Annotated in this window: 8 protein-coding genes; 5 read left to right on the forward strand and 3 right to left on the reverse strand. The window is 57.1% G+C overall.

The genetic code is table 11. The features are described 5' to 3' along the window. Positions 1-129: 129 nt before the first annotated feature. From ABMA60_RS09905 to ABMA60_RS09915, 3 genes are all read right to left on the reverse strand, one after another. Positions 130-1,830 carry an ABC transporter permease gene (locus tag ABMA60_RS09905; protein ID WP_392802258.1) on the reverse strand — a complete coding sequence of 567 codons (1,701 nt, stop codon included), beginning with the start codon at positions 1,828-1,830 and terminating at the stop codon, positions 130-132. After that, a complete protein-coding gene (locus ABMA60_RS09910; RefSeq protein ID WP_392802260.1) occupies positions 1,830-2,807 on the reverse strand; it encodes an ABC transporter substrate-binding protein in 978 nt (325 codons plus the stop codon). The genes ABMA60_RS09905 and ABMA60_RS09910 overlap by 1 nt, the downstream gene beginning before the upstream one ends. Positions 2,808-2,889: 82 nt before the next feature. Beyond that, the gene (locus ABMA60_RS09915) at positions 2,890-3,990 is read right to left on the reverse strand and encodes an ABC transporter ATP-binding protein (protein ID WP_392802262.1); all 1,101 of its coding nucleotides are present in this window, start codon (positions 3,988-3,990) and stop codon (positions 2,890-2,892) included. 188 nt (positions 3,991-4,178) lie between these two features. Here ABMA60_RS09915 and ABMA60_RS09920 point away from each other — a divergent pair, with 188 nt between their 5' ends. The 5 genes from ABMA60_RS09920 to ABMA60_RS09940 all read left to right on the forward strand — a co-directional run bounded on the left by ABMA60_RS09920 (position 4,179) and on the right by ABMA60_RS09940 (position 7,850). Beyond that, positions 4,179-4,343 carry a hypothetical protein gene (locus tag ABMA60_RS09920; protein WP_392802264.1) on the forward strand — a complete coding sequence of 55 codons (165 nt, stop codon included), beginning with the start codon at positions 4,179-4,181 and terminating at the stop codon, positions 4,341-4,343. Between the two features lie 84 nt (positions 4,344-4,427). After that, complete coding sequence (gene ilvY / locus ABMA60_RS09925; RefSeq protein ID WP_392802266.1) at positions 4,428-5,324, forward strand: HTH-type transcriptional activator IlvY; 897 nt, start codon at positions 4,428-4,430, stop codon at positions 5,322-5,324. 44 nt (positions 5,325-5,368) lie between these two features. Further along, a complete protein-coding gene (pssA, locus tag ABMA60_RS09930) occupies positions 5,369-6,160 on the forward strand; it encodes a CDP-diacylglycerol--serine O-phosphatidyltransferase (RefSeq protein WP_392802269.1) in 792 nt (263 codons plus the stop codon). A gap of 80 nt (positions 6,161-6,240) precedes the next feature. After that, the gene (gene msrP / locus ABMA60_RS09935) at positions 6,241-7,209 is read left to right on the forward strand and encodes a protein-methionine-sulfoxide reductase catalytic subunit MsrP (RefSeq protein WP_392802271.1); all 969 of its coding nucleotides are present in this window, start codon (positions 6,241-6,243) and stop codon (positions 7,207-7,209) included. After that, complete coding sequence (locus ABMA60_RS09940) at positions 7,209-7,850, forward strand: sulfite oxidase heme-binding subunit YedZ (RefSeq protein ID WP_392802274.1); 642 nt, start codon at positions 7,209-7,211, stop codon at positions 7,848-7,850. The genes msrP and ABMA60_RS09940 overlap by 1 nt, the downstream gene beginning before the upstream one ends. Positions 7,851-8,201 lie beyond the last annotated feature (351 nt).

Consider the following 8,201-nt stretch of genomic DNA (forward strand, 5'->3'; position numbering starts at 1 on the left):
GTTAACAGTCATGGTGGAAAACCCACCGTTAGCGCCGCAGTCTAGCGGCTTTTGGATATTGCTTTAAATGAATTGTTCACAACGGACTGTTGCTGGAAATGCATTTGGTGGCGGCCGCGGGCGCTGCCGTCAGGGATTGATGGGCAGCCGTTTACCGCTCAATACCGTCAGTCCGACCAACAAGGCAGTGGTGGTGAAAATGGCCACGGCGCTCATTGCCATGCCAACACCGGGTGAACCCTGCTCGAACTGACTGAACACAAAGGTGGCGACGGTCACGGTGCCGGCGGGCGCAACCATCAACGACGCCACCAGTTCGCGCGAGGCGATGGCAAAGACCAATAGCATGGCGACCACCAGACTCGGCGCCAGTGCCGGCAGCAAAATGCGTCGGAAGGTGGTGATAAAGCCGGCACCGCTGACGCGGGCGGCGGCTTCCAGGCTGTCGCTCATCTGGCGGAAGGCAGCCTGTGAATAGCGCACCGGATAGGGCAGCAGTAGACAGGTATAAGCCAGCAGTAGCATGGCGCCGGTGTTGTAGATCTGGATCGGCCAGAAACGCTGGTTCCACGCCAGGATCAGACCCACAGCGATGACGATGCCGGGCATGGTGTTGGGCAGCAGCGACAAAAAGTCGAGCAGGCGTCGTCCTCTGACTTCGGCGCGCACCACCAGATACCCCACCAGAGCACCCAGTACACCGGTCAACAGAGCGGCGGCGATGGCCAGGCCGAGGCTGGTGCTCAGCGCTGATACCGCGCCACTGCTTTGATCGAGCAGGGCTTGAAAGTGGCCCAAGGACAGGTTGTTCAGCGCCAGGCCACCGGACAGGGTGCGCGTCAGCGCTGTGGCGAGCACGGCGAGAATCGGCACCGCCACGGCAGCGGCAGCGGTCAGACTGAACAACAGCACCACCGGCCAGCGCCAGAGGCCTAATGCTGCTTGAGTCGTAGCACCGGGTTTGCCGGTCTGGCTGACGTAGGAGCGTCGGGTGACCAGCCAGTGCTGCAAATAGAAAGCGCCCATTGCCAACATCACCAGCAGGATCGACAGCAGTGCTGCGCCGGGAATATCGATCGGCCAGTCGGAAAACCGATTGTGAATACCGGTGACCAGAACCTGATAACCAGCCTGGGCGCCGAGCGTGGCTGGCGTGCCGAACTCTTCAATGGTCAGCGCAAACACCAACAGCAGGCTGGCGGCAATTCCTGGCGTCGACAGCGGCAAGGTGATGCGCCAAAAAGCGCGCCAGCGGCTGGCGCCACTGACCCGCGCTGCGGCTTCAAAACGGCCGCCGATGCCCATCATGGTGCGCGAAACGGCGAAATAGACCACAGGAAAAACATTCAGCGCCATCACAAAGACGATGCCGGCAAACGAAAACAGAAAGTCGTTGGCCTGCAATCCGAACAGCTGTTGGGCGTAGCCACTGGGTTGCAGGGTGAGCATCCAGGAGAGGGCGGCGATAAAGGGCGGAATCATAAAGGGGATCAGAAACAGCACGTCCCAGAGAGCGCCGCCCGGTACCTGAGTCAGGGCGCGCAATGCCCCCAGAGGTACTGCCAGCAGCGTACAGGCGATGACCACCGCCAAACCCAATTGGACGGTGTTGCGCAACAGACCAAGCAGATTGGCATCACCCAGGGTGCTGGCAAGGTGGCTGAAGGCGCCGCTTAACTCGCCCCGCGACAGCCCCGGGAAAATCGCCTGCAACACAATAAACAGCAGCGGCAGGCCGACCAGAACCAGCACGGCCAGCGCCGTCAGCCACATGATCAGGCTGGCTGTGTTCAGCGAACGCAGCCAGTGGGTTGGCGACGGTAGCGACATTAATTAACGGTGTCGGCGAAGTGCTGCAGGATGGCTTCGCGCTGGCCGTTGACGGCGTCATCGACAGCAATGATGTGCAGTTCATTGATGGTCGGACGCAGCGCCGGAATGTCTGTGCGTGCTGGCATCAGGTAACGCTCGGCGACGCGTGCCTGGCCCTGCTCGGATAACACAAAGTCGATAAAGCGTTTAGCCGCTTCTGGTTGTTGAGTCGATTGCAGAATCATCATCGGACGCGGTGCGATCACCGTGCCGCTGGCCGGGAAGATGACGTCGATGGCTTCACCCTTGGCCTGCTGACCTAAAGAGATGTAATCCACCGCACCAAAGACAACCGACTTGGCTCCCTGCAGCACCGGGTTCAGTGCGCGGGCGTTCGGGCCGGGAACGATCATGCCATTGTCGTCCAGGTCGCTGATCAGCTCCCAGGTCGCGGCTTCGCCGTCAGCGCTGATCAGGCCGGTCAGCAATTGGAAGGCGGCGCCGGACTGGGCCGGATCGGGCATGGTGATCTGGTTGGCGTAAGCCGGGTTGGTCAGATCGTGCCAGTCGCTTGGCGCCGGGGTGCTGCTGTTGCGATTCCACACCAGCGCCAGGGCCGATACGCCTTGAGCAACGTAGTGATCGGTCTTCAGGTAATCGGGCACCATGGCGGCGTTGGGTGATTGGTAGGCGTAGAGCAGACCTTCGGCATCAAGATCGACGGCGCTGTCCCAGGAGGCGGAAATAACGATGTCGGCCAGCGGGTTGCTGCGTTCGGCTTCCAGGCGTGCCATAACCTGGCCGGTGGTGCTTTGGAAGACGTTGACCTCAATACCGGTTTCGGCGGTGAAATCAGCCGCCAGATCATTGATCAGCGCGCCGGGGCCGGCGGAATAAACGGTCAGGGTGTCAGCGTGACTGAAGGCGCTGGCACCGACCAGCGTCAGGCTGGCGATAGCGGTACGCAGGATGGAACCGAGATAGCGTGATGACATGGTTGGTTTCCCTTGTTGGTCGAAGTAATGAGTGGGAGCAAGTGACGGAAATGACAGCCGGGCTGCCGCACAAGACACTGAATCAGCCGCTGCTGACCCAGTTGGTGTTGACGCTATAGAGCCCGGGCAGAAGCTGGCCGTCATCTCCCCAGACGGTGATCGCCGCTGGATCGATGCCCAGCTCGATGCGTTGCTTCTGGGCGGCAAGATCCGGGGTTTTCAGCGTCAGCTCGGTCTGATCGTCAAGTTGCAGGCGCAGGCTCCAGTAGTCGCCCTGAAATAACTGCCCCAGCACTCGCGCCTGAAGTTGGATCGGCTCGCTGGCATCGATGCGGATGGCATGACGTGGCAACAGCAACCGCACCGGTCCTGAATAATCGGTGTCACAACCGAGCGGCAACCATTGTTTGCCCAGCTGCAAGCCCTTCGGCTGTAGCTGGCCGTCGAGCAAAGCTCCGGCGTCGATAAAGTTGGCGATATCGGCTGTTGCCGGCTGGCGAAACAGTGTCTGAGGTGTGGCGACTTGCTGGATACGACCTTGTTGCAACACCGCCACCTGATCGGCCAGAGCGAAAGCTTCCTGTTGATCGTGGGTGACGAAGACGGCGCTTAATGACAGTTCTTCGATCAGGCTGCGAATTTCCAGCGCCAGGTTTTCACGCAGACCTTTGTCCAGGTTGGACAGCGGTTCGTCCATCAGCAGCAGTTGTGGGCGACCGACAATGGCGCGCGCCAGTGCCACGCGCTGTTGCTGGCCACCGGACAGTGAGCCCGGGCTGCGCGAGGCGTAATCGGCCAGTCCGACCAACGACAATGCCCAGTCCACCTGTTGTTGACGCTGCTGCTTGGCGATGCCGCGCATTTCCAACGGAAAGGCGACGTTTTCGCCCACGCTCATATGCGGCCAGAGCGCGTAATCTTGGAACACCATGCCCAGTTCTCGTTGGTCAGGACTGAGCTGGTGACCGGCCTGGGCGACGCGTCGACCATGGAGGTCAATGTGTCCGGCATCCAGGTTGCTCAGGCCAGCGATGCAGCGCAACAGGGTGGTTTTGCCACAGCCGGATGGACCTAATAACGCCAGTACCTGACCTTTGGGCAGGGCCAGATCAATACCAGCCAAGGCGGTTTTGTCGCCAAAGTGTTTGTACAGGCCACTGACGACGAGCGCGAAATCGGTCATAAGGGGTTCGGGTAACAGCAGGAAACCGGATGGTATAACGCTAATGTGACCGAAATCTGACAGCGCCGTGACAGCCCGGAATGATGATCTCAGAGCCTTTTAAGAAGTTCTGATAGTGACTGGTGTCTGAGTTTTGCTAAACTTTGCGCCGGGAAGGGGTCGGGCCCATTCTCTTAAAGGAGCTAAGCATGTCTATTAAGCAACTGTGGCTGGCGCTTTCCCTATTGGGAATGGTCACATTAATGAGTCGGCCACAAGCGGTCACCAGCCTGACAGAAAGCCTGATTGATGCCGGGTTTTGGGTGCTGTCCACGACCTACGAAACCTTCATCAAACTTAATACTGACTACTGACGCAATTGTGCTCTGTCTTTATTGCGTTTGCTGCAATAAAGGCTGGGCCATGCCATAATCAGGCCTCTTCAGAGGAGGCCCGTTATGGATCTGCGAGCACTGAAACAGTTCTTGCACCTGTCTGCGACCCTGCATTACGGCAAAACATCCGAAGCCATGCACGTCAGTCCTTCGACGCTCAGTCGAAGCATCGCCCGTTTGGAAGACGAACTGGGTGCCACTCTTTTCGAACGTGATAACCGCACTGTGGTACTGACTCAGGCGGGGCGGTTGTTTCGTGAATTTGCCGAGTCAACGCTGGCGCACTGGCAGGATCTGCGCCACAAACTGCAGAACGATCCGGTTGAGTTGCGCGGCCAGATTCGCCTCTATTGCTCGGTGACCGCCAGCTACAGCTTTATGCTGGGATTGCTGACCGAATTCCGCGCCCGTTTTCCCAATATTGAAGTGGTGCTGGAAACCGGTGATGCCGCCCAGGCGGTGCAGAAGGTGATGGATGATGAAACCGACATCGCCATCGCGCCGCGTCCGGATCATTTGCCCAATCCGTTGATGTTTCAGTCGATCGTGGAAACACCGCTGGAATTTATCGCGCCGGCGATTGATTGCCCGGTGCGTACTCAACTGCAACAATCGCCCATTCCCTGGGGTCAGATACCCTTTGTGGTGTCTGAATACGGCCTGGCTCGCAAGCGTTTGGACAACTGGTTTCGCGCCCACAGCATCAAGCCGAATATCTACGCTCAGGTGGCCGGTAACGAGGCCATCGTCAGCATGGTAGGGTTGGGATTCGGTATTGGCGTGGTACCCGGGCTGGTGATTGAAAACAGTCCGTTGCAAGAGAAAATCGAGCGCATTGAGACCGACAGCCAGCTGGAACCCTTTGACGTGGGTGCTTGCGTCCTTAATCGACGTCTGCAGGATCCGTTGGTGAGCGCTTTCTGGAAAACGGCCAGTGACCTGACCGATGCCGTGAACTGAATGGTCGGTAGCTAACATTTCGATTTTATTATTTGGAGGGAACTATGAGTTCCAATGACAGCAAGGTGGCACAACCGACGCAAAATCTTCCGGTGCAACAGCCAGCCCATCGCCGTGGCATCTATCTGCTGCCCAACTTGCTGACCACAGCGGCGCTGTTTGCCGGCTTTTTTTCCATTGTCTCGGCCATCAACGGCGATTTTGTGCGGGCTTCTATTGCGATCTTTGCCGCTCAGTTGCTGGACGGCATGGACGGACGCGTAGCGCGTATGACGCATACTCAAAGCGAGTTTGGCGCGCAGTACGACAGCATGTCTGACAACATGGCCTTTGGTGTGGCACCGGCGATTTTGATCTTCCAATGGTCGCTGCACAGCCTGGATAATCTGGGCTGGGTTGCCGCCTTTATTTTTGTCGCCGGTGCGTCCTTGCGTCTGGCTCGGTTCAATATTCAGATCAACAGCGTCGACAAAAAATTCTTTGTCGGGCTGGCAAGTCCTGCTGGCGCCGCCATTCTTTGGGGCTCTGTCTGGGCGTTGACCAAGTCGGGTGTGGCCGGCGAGTCCGTTGCCTGGATCATGGTCGTCGTTGTGCCTTTGGTCGGTGCCATGATGGTCAGTCCGATACGCTATTATTCATTTAAGGACCTCAGTGACCGTGGTCGCGTGCCTTTTGTAGTGTTGCTGCTATCGGTAGCGGTGTTGGCGCTTATCGCTCTGGACCCGCCGCGGGTCTTGCTGGGGATGGCGGTGCTCTATGCGTTGTCGGGCCCGGTTTTTGAAATCTGGCGACGTGCTCGGCAGTACCGTAACGCCCGTAAGTCCGGAACTTCCTGAAGCAGAACCGGTCAGAGGTCCGTTACGTACAGTATGTGAACGGGCCTCAAGGCCCACGACCGGTTTTTACGGAGGGCTCCATGATTATCAAACAACGCTCCGAACTGACAGAGAATGACGTCACCCCAAAATCTGCCTACCTGAATCGTCGTCAGTTGATGCAGGCTGCCGGCGGTCTGGCAATGACCAGCCTGGTACCCGCAGCCATGGCGACGCCACCCGCGGCACCGCCCTGGTTAAGTACCAAGGTTGCTAACACGGCTTATCGCTCAATCACTACCGATGAAGGTGTGACTGATCAACGCGACGCCACCAGCTACAACAACTTCTATGAATTCGGTACCGGTAAAAGTGATCCGGCCAATCATGCCGATGAGTTCAATCCTTATCCTTGGGAAATTGAAGTTGGCGGCTTGTGTGATAACCCCGGCACTCTGGATCTGGAGGCGTTGCTCAGCGGCAAGCGTACCGAAGAGCGTATCTATCGACTGCGCTGCGTCGAAGCCTGGTCGATGGTGATTCCCTGGATCGGTATCGAACTGGCGGCCTTGCTCAAACCCTTCCAGCCGAAATCCAAAGCGCGCTATGTGGCTTTTCAAACCATCCAGCGTCCGGATGAATTGCGCGGCCAGCGCTCCTTGTTTTCTTTTATCGACTATCCCTATGTCGAAGGCTTGCGACTCGATGAAGCCATGCATCCGTTAGCCTTCCTGGCGGTGGGTATGTATGGCGAGCCGTTGCCCAATCAGAATGGTGCGCCGATTCGGTTGCTGCTGCCTTGGAAGTACGGTTTTAAAAGCATCAAGTCGATCAGCAAAATTGAGTTCGTTGAAGAGATGCCACCGACCACCTGGAATATCGCCAATGCCAACGAATATGGTTTCTATGCCAATGTGAATCCTGAGGTCGACCATCCGCGTTGGAGCCAGGCAACTGAGCGTCGCATCGGTCCGAATGGCGACATCAATCGTATCGGTACCCGTCTGTTTAATGGTTACGACGAAGTCGCTTCGCTGTACCAGGGCATGGATCTGCGGACTTTCTTCTAATGCGTATTCAATTCTTACCAAAGCAAGGCTTGCTGTGGTGGGCGCTGTTTTTGTTGGCTCTGTCACCGGCGCTTTACTACTGGACTTTGTTTATCGTTGATCCGCGCACCCTGGGTGTGGATGCGTTGGAAGTGGTGCTGGAAGAGATGGGTAAGTGGGCGCTGTGGCTGTTGTTGATAACGCTCAGTTGCTCCCCCTTGTCTCGGCATACCGCATTTAAGGCCGTTCGCTATCGACGCATGTTGGGACTTTATTGTTTCTTCTATGCCAGCTGTCATCTGGCGACTTATCTGTTTGGCTGGATCGAGTTGGATTGGCGCGTCTTTGTCGAAGACCTGGGTAAGAGACCCTTTATCTATCTCGGCATGCTGGCCTGGGTGGGGTTGTTGGCCTTGGCGGTGACGTCGCCCAAAGCCATGGTGCGTCGTCTGAAGAAAAACTGGAAACGTCTGCACCGGGTCATCTATCTAATAATCGTGCTGGCATTGATTCATTTTTGGCTGCAGTCACGGGTGTCGTCCTTCGAAGCCTGGCTTTATACCTTGCTGGCGATGGTGCTCTTAGGCGAGCGTTTGGTCGTCAAACTGCGGGTACGCCGAGGCGCAAAAACCAACAGTGCACTGAAACAAAAAGCCGCCTAAACGCCGTTCGGCACCTTTCTTTCAACTTTCCCTTCAGCGGCCGTTGACAGCGGCCGCAAAAAGACTATTATACGCCTCCCTCGCCGCTGAGCGCGGTTGGGGAACGAAGTTTTCCAGTCTTTCTTCTCTTGGTTCGGTGCTTTCTAAGTGCCTGTTTTGAAAAGAAAAAATCTGAATCTTCGGTTGACAGTGCGGCGCCGATCGGTAGAATGCGCGCCACGCTAAAGGGTGGTCACCAACAGCTGTGACACCTTGTGATCTTTAACATCGTCAGAAGTAATTCGTGTGGGCGCTTGTGGGTCGACCTATATGCCTTTCGAGGCAAAACTCGATCGACAAGTGACCTGTCAG

The organism is Saccharospirillum sp. HFRX-2, assembly GCF_043196805.1.
Classification (GTDB): domain Bacteria; phylum Pseudomonadota; class Gammaproteobacteria; order Pseudomonadales; family Natronospirillaceae; genus Saccharospirillum.

Excerpts from the sequence above, each read along its gene's own strand:
- ABMA60_RS09910 (WP_392802260.1), bottom strand. The coding sequence starts at position 2,807 with ATGTCATCACGCTATCTCGGTTCCATCCTGCGTACCGCTATCGCCAGC.
- ABMA60_RS09920 (WP_392802264.1), top strand. The coding sequence starts at position 4,179 with ATGTCTATTAAGCAACTGTGGCTGGCGCTTTCCCTATTGGGAATGGTC.
- msrP (WP_392802271.1), top strand. The coding sequence starts at position 6,241 with ATGATTATCAAACAACGCTCCGAACTGACAGAGAATGACGTCACCCCA.
- ABMA60_RS09915 (WP_392802262.1), bottom strand. The coding sequence starts at position 3,990 with ATGACCGATTTCGCGCTCGTCGTCAGTGGCCTGTACAAACACTTTGGC.
- pssA (WP_392802269.1), top strand. The coding sequence starts at position 5,369 with ATGAGTTCCAATGACAGCAAGGTGGCACAACCGACGCAAAATCTTCCG.
- ABMA60_RS09940 (WP_392802274.1), top strand. The coding sequence starts at position 7,209 with ATGCGTATTCAATTCTTACCAAAGCAAGGCTTGCTGTGGTGGGCGCTG.
- ilvY (WP_392802266.1), top strand. The coding sequence starts at position 4,428 with ATGGATCTGCGAGCACTGAAACAGTTCTTGCACCTGTCTGCGACCCTG.
- ABMA60_RS09905 (WP_392802258.1), bottom strand. The coding sequence starts at position 1,830 with ATGTCGCTACCGTCGCCAACCCACTGGCTGCGTTCGCTGAACACAGCC.